Source organism: Bradyrhizobium septentrionale, assembly GCF_011516645.4.
Classification (GTDB): Bacteria; Pseudomonadota; Alphaproteobacteria; order Rhizobiales; family Xanthobacteraceae; genus Bradyrhizobium; species Bradyrhizobium septentrionale.
Genome location: NZ_CP088285.1, coordinates 2,892,240 through 2,912,835 on the forward strand (window position 1 = coordinate 2,892,240; position 20,596 = coordinate 2,912,835).

A 20,596-nucleotide genomic window follows, 5' to 3' on the forward strand; every position below is an offset into this window, starting at 1 on the left:
ACAGACCAGACAGCCTTTGCCGTCTACCCAATGTGACAACAGGGAGTAGGTGCAATGAGAGCTTTCTCACTTATCGGACTGCTGTTTGCAGCGGTGGTGTTGGCGACCGTTCCGGTCTCGCCGCAGGTGACACCGCGCGGCGTCGAGTTAAGCGTTGATCAAGCGCAGGCCATCACGTACCGGCGCGCCCGCGTGACTGCGCGTCGTGTCGACCGTCGCGATTTCCGCCAAACACGGCGCGCCGTGCGGCGCGGTGTCTATTAACAGAGCACGATGGGCAATGATGATGGCGCGGGCAAAGTGAGCCAGAACCGGTTCCAGTCGCCGCCGTGCGGCTCGATAGACGACGAAACAGGACGAGCCCAAGGTCAATGGTTCGGGGCGCACCGGAGCGACCGGCATGCCACTGGCGGCATATTTCTGGAAGGTCGGAGCAGTGTTGCTCGCACTGCTCTTTGTTGCAGATTATTCGCTGCCGAGAGCCCCGACCGTCGATCAGGCGGCTGCGAACCGGCCGGCCGTACGTATCCACTCGGATCGCAAATGGCCCGAGCGTGTTGACTTCGATACCCGATCGCCGGTGATCGTCGCCGCTGCGCCCGTGGCCGAGCCGACCGAGGTCGCAACTTCGTCGGATGTGACCGAATCGCCAATTACCGTCGCACAGAGCCCGGGGGTGGCGAATTCTTTCGCGATGCTGCCGGATACACGCCCGCCTGAAACCGTCGATCGCAAGCGACAACGCAAGAAGTTGCATGTTGCGGCTCGACCGAGGCGAAACGTCCAGCCGCAGATGCTTCTGGCGGCACGACGAGGGCAGTTCGGCTGGTCCGGCTTCGGAACTTGGTGATCGGCGTCCGGTCGGGACCTGTATCTCGCTCAGCATTTCATTGTTCATCAATATGCCAAGCTTGGATGCGGGACGACGGAATGAGTTGCCTTGGGACGTGCGGATTGATCGTGCCCGCAATACAGCGAGACCTTCGTCGAGCTGGGCGCGTCTAGGCAGACGTGTTGCCTCGCCTGAAGCTGCAACCACGGCAGCAGCCTGGCGGCGGTTCGATTGCGGTCGGATCGCCCGTCTGACGGGTTCTTCAGACATATTCCCTCCAACAAAATCGGCCGGCATTTCTGCCGGCCCAGTTTACGGGAGAAGTTGGAATAGGACGAGGTCAGTATCTCGCTGCGCCGTAACCGCCGAAGCGGTAGTTGATGCGCAAGGTGACCATATCGACGTCTTGGCTGATCCGATTGAGCGCACCGGCAACAATCGGATTGGCGACAGAGAACGAATTGTTCGCGTCCCCCATGAACAGGTGGTCGTATTCAATACCGGCAGACCAATTTGGTGCAAAGCCGTACTCCCAGCCCACACCCACGGTCCCACCCCAGCGGGTCGCGCTTGCGGAGGCCAGTTCGGCGCCGGTAAGCGTGCTAAGGATGCTGAAACGATTGCTTGTGACCGCCGCGCCGCCCTTCACGTACAACAGTGAGGCGTTCCAGGCGTAGCCGATCTGGCCGGTGAAAAGCCCGATGCCGTCCGTTGTCGTGCGGGTCGAGAACGCCGGAGCGATAATACTGACACGCTGGCTGCTGAGATCAGCCCAATCCCCCTGGGCTTCCAGGCCGAACACCCACTGATTGGCCTGCCAACGGTAGCCGATCTGCCCGCCGACGAGGCCTCCTGACCGCTCGCGGCAGCCGTCACCGATGACCGTACCGGCCACCCCCACGAAATCCCAGCAATTCCGGCTCTGTCCCCAGCCGCCGTTGGCGCCTATGTAGAAGCCGCTCCAGTTGTAGATCACCGGCAGCGGAGCCGGAGGCGGGGCCTTGACGGCCATGTCGGCGGCCGATGCAGGTGCGGCGGCCATTGCAATTGCCGCGAAACTGACAGCGGCGGCTAAGAACTTTCTCATCCCAGTGTCCCCTCTCTCAACTGCACGCTCGCGTGCAAACCACTTGCACTACCAGCCTAGAGCGTAGTGTGTGTCGGGCAAGACCTCCGTAACAAAATGGCAACACTCATATACAAAGGTTTATGCACGACACCTTGCACTATTGCTGGTCGTTGCCGTGAGGCCTTTCGCCACTCGCGTCTTCATCGGCGAGCCAGGCGAAGATCTGGGAAGCTGGGACAAGCTGCTTCGGTGAGTGCGGATTGATCGTGCCCGCAAATGCAGCGAGACCTTCGTCGAGCTGGGCGCGTCCTAGGCAGACGTGTTGCCTCGCCTGAAGCTGCAACCACGGATTTTCTCGCGCCAGATTTCTTCAATGGATGCGGTCGCGCGGTCCCGGCGGTTCATGATGCGCCCCGAGGGACCCGGAAAGCGAATAGGGAGGCCCGTGGTGCGCGTCAGAGCACTGCGCGTTTGCATAGGCCCGCTGCATTTAGCCCCTCCTGCCTTTTCCTACGCGCTGCTGGCTTGATCGTTGACGACCGGCGGCTCTGGTGAAAGGGCGGATGAGCCAGCCCGCTTGGTTCTTTCATTGGTCTGCCAGCGCCTTGTACGCCAGTTCGCACTTAGGGCATACAAGCGTGTGCAAATCGGGACCAGCAAAGCTGCGCTCGACATAGACCAGCATCATGCGAATGTCGCACTTGGGGCAGCGAGATCGCTCGATCATGCGAGGGGAATGACATTCCGGCATGTGATGCACTCCCCAGGTCAGGCGGGAGCGCAACACTCTCAGTCACCGATAAAAGCCGAAGGCAGGGCGGTGATGATGATATCCCACACCCGCAATACGCCCGGAAGCCGACGAAAAAGTGCGATCTCGGACACACTTGCCGCGCCCATGGCTTTTTTTGCAGTGTCACGCGGGCTGATCTCTACGGGCGGCAAGCCATCGACATACACAGCGAAATAAAATCGCCATCGCTCACATCGAGAAGCCTATTCACTGTTCTGGGCACATAAATTTCAATAGGTCGCAATTCGCTCTTGATCCAAATCAACGAGCGGAACGGCAACGGCTCCAGCGTTCACAGCATGAAATGGGACGCAATAACGATAGCCGGTTGCGCCACAATCGCACTTTCCGTGCTGGTCCTAATTTTCATCCTTATGATGTAGTCGGGCGCTCCCCTGCAAGAGAGGAAAAGTGAGCAATTTTGCTCAGACGAGAGCCGGGCCGTGTGCTGATTTAGCAAGCACCAGAGGCTTGCTCTATGCCAGAGATTTTCTTTTACATCGGCATTGTCGTGCTCGGAATTTGCACGGTCGCCCTTACTGCATTTGCCTTGTTCATGTGACCATCCGGGCCGCCGCTCCAAGCGGGCTGGTGGATGGCCCCAGCAGCGATTGTCACGCGCCGCCCTCTTCGCTACCAGCGTCGAGGCTATTAGAAGGCCACACAGCGTCCCAGCTCCTTTGATCTAGGTCAACGTCAGCGATCCTTTGGCGCTTACGCTATGTTCAGCCGCACCTGAGGCGGCTCCCGTGCATCTGTTCCGCAGGCACGAAAAAGGGAGGTCCGCGATGCATTCGAGGAAGCGTCTTTCGATCAAGTCAGCGACTGTTGCCGGGATTGCTGCTAGCGCCCTGTTGGGGCTTGCAGGCGTCACCCTCAATCCAGCGCCAGCCAAGGCGGTCGTGTACTGCCAGTACACTGAATATCCGGCTGGTTGCGTTGCCCGCGCAGGCGTCGTGCTGAGGCCTCGTCCGGTGGCACGCGCTGCGGTTCGTCATAACGCCGGTGGCAACATGAATGGTGGCGTCAATCGCGTTGGGGCGCGGCGGTAAGAGCTTGTTCGCGGTCACGAGCGAAAGAGAAGCCGTCACCGCTTCATCCCGGTGATGGCTTTTTATCGTCCCGGCGCGGAGGACAGGCGACCGATACTGGGTGGCGGTATCGCGGTATGAAGCACACGTGGTATGTCACTTTTGAAGTTCCGACAGATGGCACGCTGTCAAGGCGGCGACATCCGCGCTTAACTAAGACGTTCGCAACAGAGGCAGAAGCTAAGGATTTTGCGCGAACCAAATTCAACGACGGTTTGATCGTCACTGCCGGAACCATCATCCCGCACCTGCCGAGAGTGTCAATCCCATCGGTAGAAATTCCAGCGTGGCTTGAACCGCGCGGCCAAGTTGATCCAGATCAATAACGACCTCAGGCGTCGCGGCCTGATCTCATGGCAGGCGCGATTTGTGCCTGACTATCTCCATCAGGAAGACAGCTAGGCGAAGCCCTGATGATCAAGAATCAAGGCGCTTCATCGTCCACAGGACGGCCACATTGAGAACCCGATCGGCTCCATCGCGAACTTCAACTGCCGCATCTCGAAACCCGCGCTCCAGCACCTGGTCACGGACAAGGTCGAGCAGCGAGCGGCTCGCCTCTTCCTTGACTGCCTCGAGGCTGTCAAACTCCAAGCCTTCTTCATCGGGCGCGAGGACGCCATCTTCGCGTAGATCGAAATAGTAGCGTGTCATTGGCAATGAATTGCGAAACGTTGATCTCGTTCCAGCGAGTGGCGCGTGAACGCCAGCTCCTGCGTACCAAGTTCCAGGAGGCAATAGCGGGTACAATTGGGCGGGCCCCCAGGGCTGACTTGACTGGGGTGCTATAACTGGTGGTGTCGATCGATTCGAGACCACATCATGAAGAGCAACGCACAACGCCGCCTGCCCCTGCAGGCCAACCGCCCCGCTTATCGCAGCCTCGAAGGCTGGGCGCTGGGCACTCTGATCGAACACCACGCCGTTCGCGAATGTGAACACCACGGACACGCGCTCGACCGCAACGATCCGGATGCAAGGAACCGCGCCCGTGAGGCGGCTTGGAACCACCCCTTTCCCGGCGCCACCCCCGAGCAGTGCCTGGCCGCGATCGAGGACGTTTTGCGCGGGATCGGCGATAGCTGTCCGGACTGCTAGATCCTAAAATGGACGTTTGTGCGGGTCTTCCGCCCGCTGAGTCCGCGCCGTGTTTTGGTCTAGGCGTGCTCGCTCACTCCGTCGCAGCCGCCCTGCTCGTATGACGCCATAGGTGAGCGCGGCGCCCAGCAGAAAAGCACCAATGAGCCATAACAACACCATTAGATAAAAAGCCTCGCCCGTCACGGTCGCTCCCGTGGTTGGTTCCCGGGCAAGTCCTGGCCGCGCGAGCAGTTCCTATCGGCTGATGCGCCTAATGTCGCGCTTGCGACTCCATTTCCCTGCCCCTCCGCCTATATTGGACTCATTGAGTTTAGGTGGAGTTTGAGTATGGCCCCGCGCGCCAATTGGAAGGATTCTTGCGGCTGTCGCTTGTGACGTGCCCGGTCGCACTGTTTCCGGCGACGTCTGAATCCGACAAGATCAGCTTCAACCAGATCAACAAGAAAACCGGCCACCGGATCAAGTATCTCAAGGTTGACGCCGACAGCGGCGAAGAGGTCGCATCAGACGACATCATCAAGGGCTACAAGGTCGACACCGACCAATATCTTGAGGTGACGAAGGACGAGCTTGAGAACATCGCGCTGGAATCCACCCGAACCATCGAGATCGACGAGTTCGTGGCCAAGAAGCGAGATCGACGATCTGTATCTCGTTCGGCCCTACTACATCGTCCCGGACGGCAAGGTCGGCCACGATGCCTACGCCGTCATTCGCGAAACCATCCGCTCGCTCGATAAGGTCGCCCTCGCCCGCGTGGTGCTGACCAATCGCGAGCACGTCATCGCGCTCGAGGCGCGGGACAAGGGCCTGATGGGCATGCTGCTCCGCTATCCGTACGAGGTTCGAGACGCCGCGGAATATTTCGACGATATCCAGGACGTGAAGATCACGAAGGACATGCTGGATCTCGCAAAACACATCGTCGAGCAGAAGTCCGGCCATTTTGAGCCGACAAAGTTCGAAGATCATTATGAGCAGGCTCTGCAAGAGCTGCTCGAGCAAAAGCGGAAGGGTCAGCCGATCGCGGCAATCCGCAAGCCCGCGCCGAGCAATGTCTTCAACCTGATGGACGCGCTTAAGCAGAGCATCGAGCGTCCGGGCAAGCCGGCGGCGGCAGCCAAAACAACGAAAACCAAGAAGACGTCGGCCAAGCCGCGCCGGAAGGCGAGCTAAGGTGCCCATCCGGCTCTGATCAGCCCTGCCCGCCCAGCCGTGCCACGGCCGTGCCCGCCGGCGCCGACTGGCTGCATGAAATCAAGCACGACTGGCACCGCCTCATCGTCCAGCGCGACGGCCAGCACGTACGCCTGTTCACCCGCAACGGCCACGACTGGAGCAAACGGTTTCCGGCGATCAGCGTGAAGCTTGTGCGCCTTCATTGTGATCGCACCGGACCGCGGCCCAATTGCTCGGCGTTTTTGCTAGCGGGTAATTTGCCCGCCATAGCTTTTAAGTTTTCTATTTCTTCGGTGGTCCAGGAGCGCTTCAACTCCACCTCCACGAACGAAAAGTTGGCCCAAATCTCTTAGGCAGAAAAAACACGAAGGTTCCTAGTCGGCCGCCTCGAATACGTTAGCAAATGAGCAACCCGATTGGCGCACGCTTCCTTCGGGACGGGACCGTTGGGGACGCAACGCGGTCGCGTTTCGGGGAGGAGCCTGGCGCGCGGGCCCTGGCGCCGGCTCCTCTTCCACTTACTGTGAACACGTCACACGAGCATGACCCGGCGGGAAAAAATCGCAACTTGGGCATGGTCGAGCTGGCATCGACGACAACCGTCTCCTCATCGAAACGGAACTGTCGGTTCGACGGAGTGTGCGTCGAGAGAACGACGGTGCGCCGGACTCGCCGAGCCGTCCGCAGATGTGCGACCGGAATGACCCGTTAACACCGCGCTGGTGATTTGAGCCAGGCAAAAAGTATTGCTGACGGATCCGCGGAGATGCGCGCCGCCGGGCTTCATACTGCATGTGACGATGTCGACCTGGTCAACCGCGAAGATCCGCCCTTAAGCTGGCAACTTCGGCTCAACCCCATCGTGGGTCAGCCTCCAAAAGAGAGTGCCGGCAGGCCCGGACGCTAAGTCTAGTGCCAGTTCTTCTGCATTGCATTCATGACGGTATCCGACCTGTGCGTCTTGCAGTAGCTGCCTACAACCTTCGCGTTCCGCTTAACGTAGCGGATGTCGAGTTCGCTGAGATTCTTTGTCGCGCTGAAATAGCCGCCCATCCACGAACTTATCAGGGCCTGTCGCCCGGCATCTGAATCAAGGAGCTGCTTGCAGGTGAGCACCGAAAGGTCAATCACGACCTGGGCGTGGGCTGGCGTAATATTCATCAGGATCAACACACAGAAGCTGGAAATGATGGTCCGTTTCATAAGGCCTCCAGTGTCGCCTGTGGTCGCTATTGAGCCGTTGCGCGTTGAAGACCGGCCATCACGGTTTGCGTCGGGTTTAAAGCGCACCACGACTTCACATTCGCGACGTTTCGAGCATAGGCATTCAAGTCAACGAACACGTAACCGGTTTTCTGATTGAACCAACCGCTCATCCACGCAGAAAAGACCGCCGAGTCTTCGGCTGAAAGCGCTAGATAGTCGGCACATGTCACACGGGCCATATCGATCTTAACTTGCGCATGGGCTGCGCATGGCCAGGTCGCGCCCGCGAGGATCAGATAGAGCACGGATTTCCGCATAATCAACTCCGTCACCGATGAGGCGCATTCAGGAAGGAGAATCGGCTGCCAGTATTGATTCAGATCAATCTGCGAAACGCGGCGGCGGGTTTGATCTAGATCAAGCTCTTTCTTTTGTGCCGCGCTGCAGAAGGAGCCTGTGGCAAGCACCGAAGCACCGAGACATGCCCCTCTTATCGACGATGGCCTTGAGGCCGCAGGATTGATCTGAATCAAGCGTCGCCGGGTTTCACTGACCAGATTCCGCGCAAATGGCTGGAGGGCATGCGCCATGGGTACCGTCAGGTGGATGATCACCACCGCTCCGGAAATCTTCCTGCTGCTTTCGATCGCCATCGGCACGGTGCTGGGCCGAGTCAAGATTCGTGGTTTCTCGATCGGAACGACAGCCTGCATACTGGTGGTGGCCGTTCTCATTGGTCAGCTCGGGACCTTTACATTCCCGTCGGTGCTGCGCGTGCTTCTGTTCAGCCTGTTTGTGTTCACGATCGGCTACCGGTCCGGCCCCGAATTCTTCGCCTCCTTGAGCATCCGCACCCTGGCGCAGGTCGGCATGGCGCTCGTGCTCGGCAGCACAGGCCTCATCCTCGTTTTGATATTTGCATTCACGTTCAAGCTCGATCCGGGCACGGCCTCGGGACTTGCCGCCGGTGGGCTGACGCAATCTTCCATCATCGGCACGGCGTCCGGAGCGCTCGCGCAGGTCGGCCTGTCCAGTGATGCTTTGAAGCAGCAGGAAGCAAACATCGCAGCCGGATACGCCGTCACCTATGTCCTCGGCTATATTCTCACGCTCCTGTACGTGCCGTTTGTCGCACCGAAACTGATGCGGATCGATTTGAAGGCGGAGGCGGCGAAGCTAGAGGCGGAGCTTTCCGGCGGCAACCCGCCACAGAGTGAAAATCTCCACTATCGCAAATTCCAGGCGCGCGCGTACCGGGTATTGGCCGCCGCGGGACGCACGGTCAAGGACGTCGAAGAGGAAATTGGCAGCCGCACTGTCGTCGAGCGAATCGTGCGGCAGGGAGCCGATATCGAGCCGCGCCTCGACACCATTCTCGAACCCGGCGACGACATCGTCGTCGCCGGGCGAACCGCTGCCCTCGTCGCGGCAAAGCCGGTCATCGGCAACGAAATCGATGCCGACGAAATCCTGAAGGCAATCCCGGGCAACGTGATCGACGTCCTCGTCGACAGCCGCCATCTCCATGGCCGATCGATCAAGGAGATCGCTGAACGCGTCGGCAACGACGCCCGCGGCGTCTATCTCCGCACGCTGACCAGGATGGGCCGCGAGGTCCCGTTGGGCCCGGACACCCGCGTCTATGTCGGGGACGTCATGACGCTCGTCGGCAGCACTCGCAACATCGAGCGCGCCGCCACGAAGGTCGGGCAGATCCTGCGCTCCGGCGACCGCGCCGACATCGCCTTTCTCGCAACCGGCATCGCCGCGGGCCTCCTCGCGGGTCTCGTCAGCTTCAGGGTCGGCGGCATCCCGCTGACCTTGGGCGGCGGCGGCGGCGCGCTGATCGCTGGCCTCGTCTGCGGCTGGCTGCGGTCGCGCCGGCCGACCATCGGAGCGTTACCACGCGCGGCACAGCAGACACTGAGCGATCTCGGGCTCGGTGGCTTCATCGCAGCAGTCGGCCTCGGCAACGGAGCCGCGGCCTGGGCTGCGATACAGGCGCACGGGGCCTTGCTGGTGGGCATGGGCTTGGTCGTCACGCTCGTGCCGCTGATCGTCGCGACGCTGTTTGCGCGCTATGTGTTGCACATGAATCCGGTCATCACCTGTGGGGCGCTGGCTGGCGCCATGACCGTCGATGCTGCGGTGACCGGAGCCTGCGAAGTCGCCGAGAGTCAGACCCCAGTACTCGGCGTCGCAGTGCCCTACGCCATCGGCAATGTCGTCCTGACCGTACTCGGCCCGATCATCGTGGCGCTCACTTATACCGGCTGACGGCGGCGACGATGCGTAGGCAGTTGGCCGCAATCTTCCGACCGCTCTTGACGGCTTTGGGCTCCTTGCCGCCGTCGGCTTGCCGGCCATCGCCGAGGACAATGTCCGTACCTAGGAGGAGATCTGCGCGCGGCCGCTGCTACTCCCGATGTTCGCCCCGTCGGCTACGGCCCCTTCCCGCTCGCGATCATGAACCATGGCGTCTCGCTCAAGCCGGCGGCTACTTCGTGGTGGCGCCGGTCGGCAGCGGATATGGTGCAGCCGCCATCGACATTCCCGAGCACGGTCTCTACGGGCCGTTTTTCTCCATGGTCGGAAACTGTACCAATCCGAACTTCCACGACGCCGGACGTTCGGTGGCGCAGGTCGATCTCTGGATCATCGACTACATGGTAGCCGAGAAACGCGTTCTCCCGAAGGACGACGTCGTCGTCGGACAGTCCGCCGCGGCTGGGCTTCCATCGCGCTGTCGAGTGTGAACCCGCCGCAGGTCAGGGCGATCATCACCTTTGCAGCAGGTCGTGGTGGTCGCGTCGACCATGGCGTAGGCAAGCGCCAAGACCAGGACCTCGACCGTGTGTGCGACCACCAAATGACGGCTGTCGTGACCATCACAGCCATCAGGTGCGATCGAGGCAGTGCCGTGTGCTACAATCCGGCGGTGCGGGCGATGCCGATTGCCACGACAGTCACGAGCGCGTGAATCACGATGTTGATCACGCTGATGACGGTGCCAAGCAGGAACTGGACTGCCATCGCGTGCTCCCATCGCGGACTCGGCCATGCTCTTGGTTTGGTGGGTCAGCGATTGTTATCCAGCGAAGGGGCTGAAGAGACGCCTTGATGCAGATCAAGAGAGCGCGGCGGCCCATAGCCAACATCTCCCCGCTGCGGAGCGCGTTCGGTACGGATCCAGGCAACCGTCAGTTCCCAAGCCACCGACAGAATGATCGGTCCGATGAAGAGGCCAATGATGCCGTGGACGAGGGTTCCCCCGATCACCCCGATCAGGATGACGAGTGCGGGCGTAGTAAGGCCTCGCCCCATGACGAGCGGCTTTAGGATGTTGTCGAGCACTGATACGATCACGAGAAACACCGTCAGCAGAAGTGCGATCGGGAATTCCTTGTCGGTCCAGATCCAGATAATGACCGGCAGGATAACGATCGTTCCGCCGATCTGCACGATCGACAGCAATAGCACCACGAACGCCAGCAGTCCCGCGCTGGCGATACCGGCCAGCTTGAACCCAATGCCGGCGAGCAAGGATTGGAGGATCGCGACGCCGATCACACCCTGGGCGACCGCACGGATGGTGGTACCCGCGAGGTCCAGAAAGTGCTCGCTCTGGTCCGGCACGATCCGTGACAGAAAGTCACGACCCGCGACCACGAGCTGCGGGCCATATGGAAACAGGACGCCAGCCACGACCACGGACAGCAGGAACTTCACGGTCCCCACACCGGCATTGCCGGCAAATCCAAGCAAGGTCGTCGCGAGGGGCTTGAGATAGGGCACCACTTCGCGCAGAAGCGAACGCAGATTGGTCGAGGCCTGATCCCAGAGATCGAAGAGCCGAGGCCCGACGAGTGGCCAATCCTTGATCGATTGAGGTGGCGAAGGAACCAACATCTCGCCCGCCGTCATTTGACCGGCAAGATCCCTGATCCCGTCGACTGCGCCCATGCCGAGCCACGTCGCGGGCCCGATGACAACGGCAAGACTGATAAGGGTTAGGATCGCTGCCGCAAGTTTGGGCCGGCCGCCGAGGATTTTGGCGAGGCGCTGAAACACCGGATTAAGCGCAACGGCGAGCACGACACTCCATGCCAGGATTGGCACGAACGGACGGATCAGGAGCAGTGTCCAGGCGATCAGGACCGCGAGCAAACCCAGCCGGATCACAAGCTGGATGATCTCGTCTCCGGAGATGATCTGACGGAGTGTTCTCACGGACGCGCCTTCAGCCTTGGCCACGCAAGTTGCGGGTGAGAGAGCCTAGTCCCCCCTCTCGCGCGGAGGGCTTGATCCAGATCAAGCGAACACGACCGACCGGGAGGCCCATAGGCGGGATCGGGCAAGTGCGCCGCCCTGCTGACTGACGACCGATCCACTCGCCTTCTTGCAGCCACCGGCATGGCCTTCGGATGGATCGGCTCGACGGTGGCTTTCGGCGCGGAGCCGCCGCTCTGGGTCAACTAACAAGAGGAAGCCTGATCCTAAACGACGCGCCACCGTGATCCCTATTTCTCGCTGATATCAGCCCCTTGTGTGCCACGATGATAGTGCGCGCGATGGATAGTCCCATCCCCATGCCTTCGGCCTTGCTGGTGTAGAACGGCGCGAAGACCCTTTCTAGTTTGTCTTCGGGAATGCCTGGACCATGATCTGACACGGATAGCTGAGCGAAGCTTTCGACCCGCGAAGTTCGGATGCTGATGATGCGATTTTCGCTCGGCATGTCCTTCATCGCGTCGATCCCGTTCACGACAAGGTTCAGAATGACTTGTTGAAGCTGGATGCGGTCGCCGAGCACCGGAAGCGCACCCGGCGTTATCACGCCGATCAACTCGGCCTTTCGCGCGACAGCCAACGCCGAGAGAAATTCGATGGTTTCCCGCGCGACGTCATTGAGGTCGAGACGTTTCAGTTCGAAGGGTGCCCTTTTCAGAAGGCTGCGCATACTCCGGATGACCTCGTTAGCGCGCCGGTCATCGTTCAAAATATCGTCCACAATCTCGTTCAGTTCGGAAATGTCAGGGCTGGGAGATTGCAGGATTACCTTTGCGGTCTCGGCATTGGTCAGAATGGACCCGAGCGGCTGGTTGATTTCATGAGCGATTGAGGCGGTCAGTTCACCAGCAGTCGAGAAGCGATTGACATGAGCAAGTTCAGCCATGCGCTGCCGCGCCTGCACTTCGGCAAGTTGACGCCGACGATGCTCACGCAGCAGGACCGAGATAAACCCGATCTGTATCAGAAGAACCGCGACGATGGATGCGATCTGCCACCTATACCGCTCCCAAACCGTTGGCTGTCGGAAGTAGACGGTGCTGCCAATAGGCAGGTTACTGTCGCTGATCCCAAACCGCTGCATTTGCCGCCAGTCAAATTTTGGCGACGCGTATTCAATGGCCGGAGTTTTGATATTGCCTGCTTTTTCTCCCTCAAGGATGCGAATGGCAACGGCTGCGGCTATCCGCCCTCCCTCAAGCGGAGAGAACATCGGTCCGCCAACGACATTCTCTCCGAAAAAAGAACCATCGAAAGAGAAAATCGGCGCGCTGGCTGAGGCAGCGAGCTTATTCAGAGCATTGCCCGTTTCGTGTGTTATCCCTGCCGCATCGACATTCATTAGAACAAAGAAGATTGCGGTATGAGGCGGAAGATGTTCTGCTTTCTTAAGAAGCTCGTCGAATGGAAGTTCATCGTACCATTTTAGCTCGACCCGGCCCGCGAGTGGCGCGAGTTCTCGACGCATTTCTTCCGTCCAAAATCGCTCTATTTGGGAAGTGCCGTTTACAATTGCGATGGTCTTTGTGTCGGGCAAGACGCGCATGATATTCTCGAAGAGAAACGGAACATCATTCGTGGCCGACACTACAGCGTCATTATCCGTCAGTTTTTCATATTGAACTAAGCGCTGGTCTACGGCTGTAATGATCATCGGCACCATTGGAAAAATAAGCTGACGATGGCGCTGGATGAAACTGGCTGCCGGTGCGCCGAGGGCCACGATAAGGTCGGGCGGATGGTCCGTGTAGAGGGTGCTAAGGTACTCAACGACGGCACCTTCCAATTTTTCCTGAGATTGGCCGGCATTCACAAGTGAATGTTCCAGAAATTCCACCGAACTCTGCGAGCGCAGGTCTATTTCTGTGCGAATGGCCTGAGCGTAGTCGCTGCAAGGTTTGGAACGAGGACCGAATGAATGCAGCATCAGAACTCGTTTGGGCCCTGGATCAGCCGCCTGACTTTGACCCAGCGTCGCCAGCAAAAATGCGACCGCCAGCGCAGCGGCGAAGGTCCACGTGCAAGATCGCCATGATAAGGCAACTAGCCAAAACTGCATTGCTGTCTTACCGCGACGATGGCCCGCGCCTGATCGAGCGACCAGAACCGCTACGGACTGTCGCCCTGCCATACGACATCCTTCCTCAATATCCGTCGCCCCAACGATACTGCCATGCGATAGCAACTGCCGTCAGTTCGCTTCCTGTGCGGGTCGTGATGCCGGTACTGGCAGAGAGCTTGAGTGAGTTCTGTCGATTGATCGGCAAGGCGACCGTCAAGCCAGCTCGCGTTATCGCCTGCTCGTTATCACTTTTGACGCCGTTGAGGGCCGTGCGGCCGCCCGCGAAATAGAGCCCGTCCAGCGCCATCCATACGCCGGACTGAAACGTGTAGATGACATGTCCCTGCACGGCATAGATCGGAGCCTGCGAGAACGTATTGCCGCCGAAGAAGTCGGTGTTGTTGCTGAAGAAAGTTACGCTTGGGGCTAGCTCGACGGTCCATGGACCCCATGCCTTTGAAATCCCGAACTCGGGCCGGAATGACCAGCGATTTCCGCCTAGGTTGAGCAGCTTCGTGTTGTCATACTGCCCGACCGGCGCGGAGACCTGCATGCTTACTCCGACGATTAGATCCTGCCGATAGCTGGCGAATTCCTTCGCCGAGAGCGCGGGTGCCCCAAACAAGTTGACCGAGAAGCGAAATCGCGGATCGCCCAAGCCCAACGTCTCCCGCTCGCGCGGCTCACCGTTCACGAGGCCATGCGCGGCGAAGGATGATGTCGGCACGATCACATCAAGCTTGGCAGACTGGCCCGCAAGCTCGAAGGACCGAACATAGGCCAGCACCCCGGTGTCGGAGCGGAATGTAGTGTCGGCAATCGCCGTGTTAGGATCGAACGCGAGCTTGCCTTGCGAGTAAGCGTAACCTGCGATCAGAAAATTCAACCCGATAGGCGTATTAGAGTAGGATCGCGGCTCTGCCTCCTGTGCCTTCGCATTGGAGACCACGGACAAAGCGGCGATCATTCCGTATGCCAAGCAGAGAGAGAGCCGGCTTGCGACACGCGCTTCAGGCGCATCGGAGCTTGCGTCGACCACAACGGGCGCATCACTGACCGTCAATTGCACCCCAACGCCATGCCGGTTCATCGAAGCATCCTACCAAGCGACCCTGTCGGTTCAAGGGATCGAACGGTCCATTGGCAACCTTCGTCATCGTTTTATGCTTCAGGCACGAGGAGCTACGCAAAGGCCCAGGGATCTATCTCGCCGAAATCGGTATCCGGGGTAGCGCGGTCCCCGCATAAGTTGCGCCTCGACAGGACCCTTAAGGAACGATGACGAACATCCGGCATCGCAGCGCCCTCGCCCGTTCTCGGTAGGACTACAGAGAGGCCCTATTCACTGTTCTAGGCATATAAGTTTCGACAGGTCGCAATGCGTTTCATGACCCAAATCAACGAGCGGACCGGCCACAGCTTCAAACGTTCACAGCATGAAATGGGATCGGATAACGATGGCTGGCTGCGTCTCAATCGCACTTTCCGTGCTGATCCTGATTGTCATCTTCACAATGTAGCCGAGCGCCTTCCGGCGCTCTCCGTGGGTGAACGGAGTTCCGGTGATATAACTTTTATGGCTTGGCACAAACTGCACTGGCGTTACCGAGTTTTCCCGGCTTACGTCTTCAACCTAAAAGAGAGGACGGTTGCGTTATGCCGGACGACCTACTCTACAAGGTGCTCGCTGTAGTTTTCGGGCTTTGCCCTGTCGCACTGGCAGCCGCCGTTATGTTTATTTCAGGGTAATTCCCCGCAACCTGGCCCGACCGACCACCCGGGCCGGTAGATGGCCCCAGTACCGGCCCCGTGGCCCCAAAAAAGGTGTTGCCGGAGCGCTCGACCAGAGGCCGCCTCAGTTGGCGGCTTCTTTCATTTATTGACGCGATCCCATGTCGCCTCTTGGCCTTTTTCGGAAGTGCCGCGCGGGCTATCGAAAGTCCGGTGTCGGGGTGAAGCGGACGCTACTGTTGCGTGTTCCGACTTCCGTGTTTGACCCAAAGGCGACAATCCATCCTTTCAGGCAGCCGCGCGCACTGGCGATGAAATTGACCAGCGCGGTGCTCGTACCTGCGGGTGGCCGCTATCTCGGTCGTTCTATGCGACCCGCTTTATGCCGGGCGGCTGCCATGTCCCTTCGCCCGGAGGCAAGATCGAAGGTGCTTCGGTCTTCGGCCAGTAGAGCCGCATGACAAGGTAAATCGTGTCGTTTGGAGCAGGCAGCCAGTTGGATTCCTTGTCGGCGCCCGGCGATTTGGCCTGGATGTAAAGCGTGAGCGACCCGTCCGCATTTGTCTTCATGGTCGGCAACATCGGCGAGTTGATCAGATAACGGTTGATCGGGTTTTCGATCAGCAACTGTGACTTGCCGTCATACATGGTCACCGACCAGAAGGCATTCACCGGCGGCAACTGCCCCGCGGGGAATGTCAGCGTGTAATTATTCTTGCTGCCGTCGAGCGTCTGACCGTCGCTGTCGGTGCGCCTGGCGGGATACATCGCCTCCACTGCGTCGTTGCCGTATATGCCACCCTTCGCGCCGGCAGCGCGCTTCAACCAATCGCCGTTGTAAAAAGCACTGTCGCCGAACAGCGAACTGACCCGCCAGCCGTTGATTTCCTTGCCGGCAACATTGGCCAGATATTCGGCGATCTTCTTCTCGCCTTCCTTCATGCCCAAACCGACTTCGACTTTTTGCTCCAACGGCAGGTCCTTGAAGTTGAAGGTTTTGCCGGGTCCGACGCCGATACTGGCAAGCTGCGCGCGTATCTCCTTTTCGTTCTCCTGCGGCGGGGCGAATTGCAGCGCGAAGTCGAGAAACTCGAAGAAGTTCGTCTTCGCGAGTTCCGTGTTGATTTTCGGAAAGTCGATGGCTGGCGCAGCAGCCGTGGTCATCGGCTGCTTCAGGTAGTCGGACAGCGTCTGTGCCTTGTAGCCCGCCTGGACCTTCTTCACGCCGTCGAGGTCGTCAGCACTGAATAGCTGGGTGCGATAGCCCGCCAATGAAAATTGTGTGCTCGACCGGAACACCTTCTTGATGCCGGGCGGGGTCGTGCCCTTCCAGTCCGGCCCGACCACCATGTAATCGCCGGCCTCGCTTCCCGTGGCACGGCTGCCGATATAGCCGTAATTATAGGTATTGCCGTCGCAGAGCATGACCGAGTAGTAGCGCTTGGGGTCCACCGCCGGGACCGAAAGGACGAAAGGCTCTGCCCTCAGGTCCATCCACACGAACGAGTAAGGGGTGTCGCTGTTCGGCGTGACAATAGCGGTGTCCTTGTAGGTGAAGACGTTGGGCTCGTTCTTGATCTGATTGAAGGGGGCTTTGAACTGCCCCGAATTGCGATCGACGGCGTACTCGTACATGACCCCGTAGTTCATCACGATTGGCAGGCCATAGATGAAACCTGCTTCCGCAATGTCTTTTGCCTTGAAAAACCCAGGACGGTCGGCGCTCGTCTGTGCGTGCACTGGGACGGACTTCGCCGTTGAGGCAGTGATTGCAGCCAAGGCGGCCGAACGAAGAAGATCGCGTTTCGTCAGCATTTGAACACTCCTTCCGATTTTGCGACTTGAGCTCAACGTAGACTGGCACGACAAAAGTTAGGCGCACCCTGCGGGTAGGTCTATGCAAAATCAAGCAATCCGTCAGGCTGGATGTCCGTTGTTGGCCCTTTTCGGAAGTGCCGCGCTTGCTATCGAAAGTCCGGTGTCGGGGGTGAAGCGGAACGTTACGGTTGCGCGTTCCGACTTCCGAGTTTGACCCTAAGCGGACGACCGAGAAAAGTTTGGCTGACTTGCCTGTTACGCAGTCCACAAAATCCGAGCTGTACATTAACCTCAGGACCGCGGAGGCGGTCACAAAGTGCCACCGACATTGCTCACCCCCCGCGCCGATCGAGATCGACCCTTATCCTGCTTCGCCTTCGACGGCCGGGACAAGATTCGCTGCGAGAAAGTCTACGAATGCCCTGAGCTTGGGAGCGAGATGGCGGTTCGACGGCCATAGCACCCGAAGCGGTCCGGAGCGATCGGTGTAGTCATCGAGCACGGTGACGAGCAGACCTTCGCGAAGTTGCCGGCTTATGGCGAAGTCCGGCATGTAGGCGATACCCAGGCCTTGCTCGGCCATACAGATCAGCGGCTCAAGCGTACTTGCCACCGCCGTTTTCGGCAGTTCACTCTCGATGCCGGCATGCTCGCCCCGCAGCGGCCATCGCTCGAACTTTCCGCTGGTCGGAAACTTGTGGTGCAGACAGGCATGAGCCCTGAGGTCGTCGGGGGTCAGAGGGACACCCTTGGCCGCCAGATAGGCCGGGGCAGCCACGAGGCGCCGACGATATGTGCCCAAGGCCCTGGACATCATCCGAGTGCAATCAACGGACATGATGAGCTCCAATGAAGCCACGTGGACAATTGATCATCGATGAATTCGAGCTGCTGCGAAGTGTGGCTGGGAAATCTGGATTGCAGCTGCCCCCAGAGATCACGCAGCAGAAGCAGCATCTCCGCAAACGCGACCAACTATTCAAAAAGCTCAAGCTGGACCCCAATAACGAGCATCATGTCGCCTTCCTATGCTCGATTGTTTACGACCATTTATACCTCAATAAGCCGTCCGCTACAGAGATCAAGTTTGGAGACGATAAGGATTTTGACGTGCTTGAACGATTCATAAGGTTCGCGAAGTCGAGCCAATTGAAACGTCCTAGTGTTATCCGCCGTCACTTCATCAAGAAGGATGAGGCAGTGCATGCGGAGCACGGCAACGATACTTCAGCTGATCGTTTCCGCATGCGGCTTAATCGTGCAGCGAAGAAGGCGATTGCCGGGCAAATGAAGTTGACTGCAAAGCGTAAAGCGCGGCTGCAGATCATATTGCCTGAAGTGAAGAAGTTCTTTGGCTCGTCGTACGAAGTTGAACAAGGAGGATCTCCCATGTTCGAGAGTCTTGCTCTACCGGATTGAGTTTTGCTCCGCTGCTTTTAATTCGTCCTCCTGTGTGCGGCCTGTGACGGCCGAATTTATCATATGACAGGAGACGAGATACGAATGACCAATCGAGGTAAAGGACCGCTGGCCGGATGGCGTGGCAGTTTGGAAGAGACGACAGACACGTTTGATATCGAGACGTTTCTGAAGACGGATGGGCCTAAGTCCGCACAGGAGTTTGCTGATCTTACGCGAGCGATTGCCGAGGGCGGAACGTTCGGGGACTATCGGCGAGTTGAAACAGAGGACTCCGAGCGCGAGAATTTCTTCGTGTACGGGCCGAACAGCATCCTCTTCCTGAAAAAGGTGGACCGTTCCAGGCTCGTGCAGGCGATTGAAGCGCTTCGGTTCGTACGCGACGCGGCCGCACAGCAGTATAACTCAAGGCAGGCGGTGGAGTGATGGCCGACCCCTTTGTCTCGTTGCTTGGCGGATTGCCCAAGCTGAAACAAGCAGCACACTCGTCTGATCCAGTAAAATACACTTGCTCGGTAACAATGGGAGGTGATCGAAAGGATTTCCTGCGGTTGCCGGAGTCTGTCGCACGCATCGTCGTTACGATTGGGTGCAACAACGGTTGGGTCATCGAGGAAGAAGAGCCGTTGCAGCGTACACTACGTAGCGTTTTGCAGGCCGTCTCGGAGACAGATCTTCGTGGGCCAGATCTGAGCTTCGTGCCATTTATCGTAGTATTGGAGCGGACGCCCGTAGGGGCATGCTACACAATCCTCTGTCAATACAGGAACGAAGCGGCCCTTGAGCGATATCACGACATAACTTCGGCAATGTTTGAACGGCTCGCTGCAGAGCACTCAATACCCGAGGACCTGCTTTGGGTGTCCACGACGGATGTCGATAGTAGCGAGTTCGCTCACTTGATGGTTCGTACGGCTGGTCGGGATGAAGGTCCTTTCCCGCTATACCCACGGTAGACATCACACGACCTTCGCCCGTAACTAACTATTCGGGCGAAGTTCTTCGCTCGACCGGATCATTGGCATCAATCGATTTGAATCAGAGCGGCCGCAACCGAGACAACGTGCACCGTTCCATGGAGTGACGTCACCGCAATTGGGGCACAGCGATGAAGGATGCGTCGTGGCCTCAGAGGGCATGTGGTCTGGACAATGCGATACCCTCCACGCTCATGCAGGATCGCAAATTGCGTCGTCAACCGAAATTCTGGAACCTGCGCTTGCCGCTGATGCTCCTCGTACAGCTTGATCAGCGGCTCGAGGCATTTGGGTCGAGCGGGGGGGCTTGATCGATAGCCATTTCGATCGTGCGCAAGGCCTCGATATCGCTCGGTTCGTAACAACTCTCTCAGCAAGAGCTTTGGTTTCCGCTGCCTTGCGCTCGCTCGATCGACATACCTCTGGATGACTGGCGTCGGCCTGACGGCTCCTTGTTGTACGCATCACGCGTGGGCAACCGATCTTCGAAAGAGTCAGATCAAAGTCATCTCGTAGCCCGTATTCCCTGGGACCGTCGAGATCCGTTCGGGATCGTCCTTCGATGTGCGCGGGAGGACATGATCGATCCGCATCGTCTTGACGTAGTGTGGCTCGCCGTTGAGGTAACAGACCGCGCAAAGGACCGTGTAAACGGCAAACCTCTGCGCAGCCGTTAATTTGTATCCGACATTCGTTTCGCACCTGAAATTCCTTGGGCGTTAACGAACCCGATATCAGCCGACCTAAGCCGCCTCAATTCGGTGTGAAATGGCTCGAAGTCGCTGCCGCTATATCATCCCTTCTTGGGGTTAATAGTAGTTACCATTGCAAAGGCCGGCAGTCCCGGCGTGACCTGCACCTGCACGTCGACCGCGCGGGCCTCGATCCCCTCGAAAGCGACGGTAGAAACCCGCTGGACCATGCTGCCCCTATCTTCCGCCACCCAAGGTAGCGGAGCGGGCTGCCCAGCGCAAGAACATTAAGGGAACATCCGGGGGCGACGTGCGCCGCCCCCGGATGCGCGGCGA

Annotated in this window: 19 protein-coding genes and 2 pseudogenes; 9 read left to right on the forward strand and 12 right to left on the reverse strand. The window is 58.9% G+C overall.

The annotated features are described in order from the left end of the window. Window positions 1–147: 147 nt before the first annotated feature. Window positions 148–402, reverse strand: coding sequence for a hypothetical protein (locus HAP48_RS15470; RefSeq protein ID WP_166212954.1), 255 nt, complete (start codon window positions 400–402; stop codon window positions 148–150). On the opposite strand from HAP48_RS15470, the gene HAP48_RS15475 reads away from it, so the two are divergent. After that, window positions 401–850: a hypothetical protein gene (locus tag HAP48_RS15475; protein WP_166212952.1), complete on the forward strand. Its 450-nt coding sequence runs from the start codon at window positions 401–403 to the stop codon at window positions 848–850. The two genes, HAP48_RS15470 and HAP48_RS15475, sit on opposite strands and share 2 nt — an antisense overlap. Before the next feature lie 322 nt (window positions 851–1,172). Here HAP48_RS15475 and HAP48_RS15480 read toward each other — a convergent pair whose 3' ends face one another. Both HAP48_RS15480 and HAP48_RS15485 read right to left on the reverse strand, forming a co-directional pair. Beyond that, window positions 1,173–1,919: an outer membrane protein gene (locus tag HAP48_RS15480; RefSeq protein ID WP_166212950.1), complete on the reverse strand. Its 747-nt coding sequence runs from the start codon at window positions 1,917–1,919 to the stop codon at window positions 1,173–1,175. 771 nt (window positions 1,920–2,690) lie between these two features. Continuing rightward, complete coding sequence (locus tag HAP48_RS15485; protein ID WP_166212948.1) at window positions 2,691–2,861, reverse strand: hypothetical protein; 171 nt, start codon at window positions 2,859–2,861, stop codon at window positions 2,691–2,693. Between the two features lie 621 nt (window positions 2,862–3,482). On the opposite strand from HAP48_RS15485, the gene HAP48_RS15490 reads away from it, so the two are divergent. Then, window positions 3,483–3,746, forward strand: coding sequence for a hypothetical protein (locus tag HAP48_RS15490; RefSeq protein ID WP_166212946.1), 264 nt, complete (start codon window positions 3,483–3,485; stop codon window positions 3,744–3,746). Between the two features lie 456 nt (window positions 3,747–4,202). Here HAP48_RS15490 and HAP48_RS15500 read toward each other — a convergent pair whose 3' ends face one another. Next, window positions 4,203–4,439: a DUF6894 family protein gene (locus HAP48_RS15500; RefSeq protein WP_166212944.1), complete on the reverse strand. Its 237-nt coding sequence runs from the start codon at window positions 4,437–4,439 to the stop codon at window positions 4,203–4,205. A 168-nt stretch (window positions 4,440–4,607) separates the two neighbouring features. Between HAP48_RS15500 and HAP48_RS15505 the strand changes: the two genes are divergently transcribed. The 3 genes and pseudogenes from HAP48_RS15505 to HAP48_RS15515 all read left to right on the forward strand — a co-directional run bounded on the left by HAP48_RS15505 (window position 4,608) and on the right by HAP48_RS15515 (window position 6,418). Further along, on the forward strand, window positions 4,608–4,883 hold the full coding sequence (locus HAP48_RS15505; RefSeq protein WP_166212942.1) for a hypothetical protein: 276 nt from the start codon (window positions 4,608–4,610) through the stop codon (window positions 4,881–4,883). A 330-nt stretch (window positions 4,884–5,213) separates the two neighbouring features. Beyond that, window positions 5,214–6,062, forward strand: a pseudogene (gene ku, locus HAP48_RS15510) (non-homologous end joining protein Ku). 50 nt (window positions 6,063–6,112) lie between these two features. Then, on the forward strand, window positions 6,113–6,418 hold the full coding sequence (locus tag HAP48_RS15515) for a DNA ligase-like domain-containing protein (protein WP_166212940.1): 306 nt from the start codon (window positions 6,113–6,115) through the stop codon (window positions 6,416–6,418). A 556-nt stretch (window positions 6,419–6,974) separates the two neighbouring features. Here HAP48_RS15515 and HAP48_RS15520 read toward each other — a convergent pair. Continuing rightward, window positions 6,975–7,268, reverse strand: a complete 294-nt coding sequence (locus HAP48_RS15520) for an HdeA/HdeB family chaperone (protein WP_166212938.1) — start codon at window positions 7,266–7,268, stop codon at window positions 6,975–6,977. Window positions 7,269–7,294: 26 nt separating this feature from the next. Beyond that, the gene (locus HAP48_RS15525; protein ID WP_224496479.1) at window positions 7,295–7,885 is read right to left on the reverse strand and encodes an HdeA/HdeB family chaperone; all 591 of its coding nucleotides are present in this window, start codon (window positions 7,883–7,885) and stop codon (window positions 7,295–7,297) included. Here HAP48_RS15525 and HAP48_RS15530 point away from each other — a divergent pair. After that, complete coding sequence (locus HAP48_RS15530) at window positions 7,860–9,548, forward strand: aspartate:alanine exchanger family transporter (protein ID WP_166212935.1); 1,689 nt, start codon at window positions 7,860–7,862, stop codon at window positions 9,546–9,548. The two genes, HAP48_RS15525 and HAP48_RS15530, sit on opposite strands and share 26 nt — an antisense overlap. Before the next feature lie 230 nt (window positions 9,549–9,778). After that, complete coding sequence (locus HAP48_RS50740) at window positions 9,779–10,027, forward strand: hypothetical protein (RefSeq protein ID WP_420869868.1); 249 nt, start codon at window positions 9,779–9,781, stop codon at window positions 10,025–10,027. A 322-nt stretch (window positions 10,028–10,349) separates the two neighbouring features. On the opposite strand, the gene HAP48_RS15540 is transcribed toward HAP48_RS50740, so the two are convergent. From HAP48_RS15540 to HAP48_RS15560, 5 genes are all read right to left on the reverse strand, one after another. Beyond that, a complete protein-coding gene (locus tag HAP48_RS15540; RefSeq protein WP_166216370.1) occupies window positions 10,350–11,501 on the reverse strand; it encodes an AI-2E family transporter in 1,152 nt (383 codons plus the stop codon). A 241-nt stretch (window positions 11,502–11,742) separates the two neighbouring features. Further along, on the reverse strand, window positions 11,743–13,620 hold the full coding sequence (locus HAP48_RS15545; RefSeq protein WP_166212933.1) for a sensor histidine kinase: 1,878 nt from the start codon (window positions 13,618–13,620) through the stop codon (window positions 11,743–11,745). Between the two features lie 85 nt (window positions 13,621–13,705). Beyond that, entirely contained in the window at window positions 13,706–14,713 is a 1,008-nt protein-coding gene (locus HAP48_RS15550) for a transporter (protein WP_166212931.1), read from the reverse strand. A gap of 1,007 nt (window positions 14,714–15,720) precedes the next feature. Further along, window positions 15,721–17,169, reverse strand: coding sequence for a DUF1254 domain-containing protein (locus HAP48_RS15555; RefSeq protein ID WP_166212929.1), 1,449 nt, complete (start codon window positions 17,167–17,169; stop codon window positions 15,721–15,723). Between the two features lie 364 nt (window positions 17,170–17,533). Beyond that, complete coding sequence (locus HAP48_RS15560) at window positions 17,534–17,974, reverse strand: LysR substrate-binding domain-containing protein (RefSeq protein ID WP_166212927.1); 441 nt, start codon at window positions 17,972–17,974, stop codon at window positions 17,534–17,536. Window positions 17,975–18,021: 47 nt separating this feature from the next. Between HAP48_RS15560 and HAP48_RS15565 the strand changes: the two genes are divergently transcribed. Then, window positions 18,022–18,591 (forward strand): hypothetical protein, encoded by a 570-nt coding sequence (locus HAP48_RS15565; RefSeq protein WP_166212925.1) that lies wholly within the window; start codon window positions 18,022–18,024, stop codon window positions 18,589–18,591. 84 nt (window positions 18,592–18,675) lie between these two features. Then, complete coding sequence (locus tag HAP48_RS15570) at window positions 18,676–19,017, forward strand: hypothetical protein (protein ID WP_166212923.1); 342 nt, start codon at window positions 18,676–18,678, stop codon at window positions 19,015–19,017. 1,371 nt (window positions 19,018–20,388) lie between these two features. On the opposite strand, the pseudogene HAP48_RS15575 reads toward HAP48_RS15570, so the two are convergent. After that, window positions 20,389–20,490, reverse strand: a pseudogene (locus tag HAP48_RS15575) (ATP-binding protein); the annotation flags it as partial. Between the last annotated feature and the right edge of the window lie 106 nt (window positions 20,491–20,596).

What these genes read in the sequence shown, in the direction of transcription:
- HAP48_RS15505 (WP_166212942.1), top strand. Translation starts at nt 4,608, where the DNA reads ATGAAGAGCAACGCACAACGCCGCCTGCCCCTGCAGGCCAACCGCCCC.
- HAP48_RS15545 (WP_166212933.1), bottom strand. Translation starts at nt 13,620, where the DNA reads ATGCAGTTTTGGCTAGTTGCCTTATCATGGCGATCTTGCACGTGGACC.
- HAP48_RS15480 (WP_166212950.1), bottom strand. Translation starts at nt 1,919, where the DNA reads ATGAGAAAGTTCTTAGCCGCCGCTGTCAGTTTCGCGGCAATTGCAATG.
- HAP48_RS15555 (WP_166212929.1), bottom strand. Translation starts at nt 17,169, where the DNA reads ATGCTGACGAAACGCGATCTTCTTCGTTCGGCCGCCTTGGCTGCAATC.
- HAP48_RS15550 (WP_166212931.1), bottom strand. Translation starts at nt 14,713, where the DNA reads ATGAACCGGCATGGCGTTGGGGTGCAATTGACGGTCAGTGATGCGCCC.
- HAP48_RS15570 (WP_166212923.1), top strand. Translation starts at nt 18,676, where the DNA reads ATGACCAATCGAGGTAAAGGACCGCTGGCCGGATGGCGTGGCAGTTTG.
- HAP48_RS15490 (WP_166212946.1), top strand. Translation starts at nt 3,483, where the DNA reads ATGCATTCGAGGAAGCGTCTTTCGATCAAGTCAGCGACTGTTGCCGGG.
- HAP48_RS15565 (WP_166212925.1), top strand. Translation starts at nt 18,022, where the DNA reads ATGAAGCCACGTGGACAATTGATCATCGATGAATTCGAGCTGCTGCGA.
- HAP48_RS15520 (WP_166212938.1), bottom strand. Translation starts at nt 7,268, where the DNA reads ATGAAACGGACCATCATTTCCAGCTTCTGTGTGTTGATCCTGATGAAT.
- HAP48_RS15530 (WP_166212935.1), top strand. Translation starts at nt 7,860, where the DNA reads ATGGGTACCGTCAGGTGGATGATCACCACCGCTCCGGAAATCTTCCTG.
- HAP48_RS15475 (WP_166212952.1), top strand. Translation starts at nt 401, where the DNA reads ATGCCACTGGCGGCATATTTCTGGAAGGTCGGAGCAGTGTTGCTCGCA.
- HAP48_RS15470 (WP_166212954.1), bottom strand. Translation starts at nt 402, where the DNA reads ATGCCGGTCGCTCCGGTGCGCCCCGAACCATTGACCTTGGGCTCGTCC.
- HAP48_RS15500 (WP_166212944.1), bottom strand. Translation starts at nt 4,439, where the DNA reads ATGACACGCTACTATTTCGATCTACGCGAAGATGGCGTCCTCGCGCCC.